At 76.9% G+C, this 2,175-nt stretch carries 1 protein-coding gene and 1 pseudogene; both read right to left on the bottom strand.

Going from position 1 to position 2,175, the window contains the following annotated elements:
- Positions 1 to 42: 42 nt before the first annotated feature.
- Positions 43 to 1,992, bottom strand: coding sequence for an anthranilate synthase family protein (locus tag ACTUAL_RS23240; protein WP_440901723.1), 1,950 nt, complete (start codon positions 1,990 to 1,992; stop codon positions 43 to 45).
- A pseudogene (locus ACTUAL_RS23235) lies at positions 1,989 to 2,175 on the bottom strand (hypothetical protein); the annotation flags it as partial. The pseudogene ACTUAL_RS23235 and the gene ACTUAL_RS23240, both read right to left, overlap by 4 nt.

Raw genomic sequence — 2,175 nt, 5'->3', positions numbered from 1 at the left:
CCGCCGATCCCGCCGCCCGCGATCACGAACGTGGCCATCGGGTCACCTCCCCACGCCGCGCGCGGCGGCGTCCGGCAGCAGCAGCGCGGCGGCCGTGCCGCGCAGGACGTCGAACCCGTCGCGGCTGAGCACCGACTCCGGGTGGAACTGGAACGACGCGAAGCGCCCGCCGCGCAGGGCGTGCACCTGGCCGGTGCCCGCGTCCCGGCACACCTCGACCAGTCCCTCGCGGGGGTGGGCGAACCGGTCGGCGGGGCAGGTCGCGGTGTAGCTGTTGTAGAAGCCGAGAAGCGCTCGCCTGCCGAACAGGTCGACCTCGCGCTGCACCCCCTGGTGGGGCCGGTCGCGGCGCGCCACGCCCAGGCCGAGCTGGGCGGCGAGCACCTGGTGGCTCAGGCAGATCGCCAGGAACGGCGCGCGGTCGTCGAGCAGACCGCGCACGAGGCGGTGGACGGTGGCCACGCGCGGGTCGCCCAGGTCGCGCGGGTCGCCGGGGCCCGGTCCCAGCACGACCAGGTCGTGGCCGCGCGCGTGGGCGACCTCGTCGTGGCGGCGCAGGTCGACCGCCAGGCCGAGCGCGACGAGCTGGTGGCGCAGCATGGCGGTGAACGCGTCCTCCGCGTCCACGACGAGCGCGCGCCTGCCCGCCAGCTCCGGGGCCAGGAGCGCGTCGGGGTGGTCGCGGTGCAGCCAGAACCGGGCCAGCCCGCGATTGCGGTCCTCCAGGGCCGCGCGCACGCCGGGCTGCTCGGCGAGGCCACCGGGAGCCGCCCCGGTCCCGGCCCCGGCGCCGGGTTCGACGCCGAGCGCGCGCAGCACGCCCTGGGCCTTGCCCCTGGTCTCGGCGACCTCGGAGTCGGGATCGGAGTCGCGGACCAGGGTCGCGCCGACCGACAGGCGCAGCCGCCCGCCGGTGATCTCGGCGGTGCGCAGCAGGATCGCCGAGTCCAGGGCGTGGTCGCCGTTGATGTCGCGCCCGATGAGGGCGGCCACGCCGCTGTAGTAGCCGCGCCCCTCCGGTTCGTGGCGGTGGATGACCCGGCAGGCGCTCTCCAGCGGGCTGCCGGTGACCGTGGGGGCCAGCAGGGTCTCGCGCAGGATCTCGCGGGGGTCCAGCGGGCTGCGCCCCTCGATCAGGTACTCGGTGTGCGCGAGCGCGGCCATCTCCTTGAGGAACGGCCCGACCGCGCGCCCGCCGGACGCGGTGACGCGGGCCATCATCTTGAGCTCCTCGTCGAGCACCATGTAGAGCTCGGAGGTCTCCTTCGGGTCGGCGAGGAACTCCAGCAGCCGCCGGGGATCGGGTGGGCCGTCGGGGTAGCGGAGCGTGCCGCTGATGGGGTTCATCACGGCGGCGCCGCCGACCAGGCTCACGTGCCGCTCCGGGGTGGCGCCGACGAGCACCCGGTCGCCCAGGCGCGCCACGAACGTCCAGTAGGCGCCGCGCTCACCGGTGGCGAGCGCGCGGAACAGGGCGAGCGCGGACGCGGCGGTGAAGCCGGGGGCCTCGGCCACGAACGAGCGCTTGATGACGAAGTTCGCGCCCTCCCCCCGGCCGATCTCCTCGCGCAGCACGTCCGCCACGACGCGGGCGTACTCGTCGTCGGGGACGTCGAAGTCGCCGCCGGTGAGCGCGGGCGGCTCGTCGGGCAGCAGCGGCAGGACCTCGGCGAGGGGGCAGGACGCCTGGGCGCGCACGGCCATGGCCAGCAGCGGCGCCCCGTCGTCGCGGCAGCGGAAGCCGCGCTCGGCGAGCTGCCGGTACGGCACGAGCGCGAACACGTCGTGGCGCGGCGCGCCGGGCGGTCCCGGCCGCGGCGCGGGCAGGTCGGCCAGGCGGGGGACGGCGGTGGCGTCGCCGAGCAGCACCTCCACCCGGTCCCCGGTGGCCTCGGGGCGGTGCAGCAGCGCGAAGTCGCGGGCGGCGCCCTCCAGGACGTCGGCCAGGGCGGGCGCGAAGGCCAGGCTGTCCCAGGAGATCGCGCCGGTCATGCGCGGCCCGCCAGGTCGGCGCCCCGTGGCTGCGCGGTCACGGGCTGCGCGGTCGCTGGTCGCAGTGCGGTGAGCCGCGTGACCGCGTCGGCCGCGGTCAGCACGACCGAGCAGCGCGCGGCGGCGTACTCCAAGGCCATCCGGTGGTGCCGCTCGGTGAAGTCGGCGACCGCGTCGGCGACG

It is taken from the genome of Actinosynnema sp. (assembly GCF_052038725.1).
Note: the sequence above shows the minus strand (reverse complement) of the source record. Positions and strands in the feature narration are given on the sequence as shown.

Bases quoted from the DNA above. Each gene is read 5' to 3' on its own strand.
- ACTUAL_RS23240 (WP_440901723.1), bottom strand. From the start codon at position 1,992: ATGACCGGCGCGATCTCCTGGGACAGCCTGGCCTTCGCGCCCGCCCTG.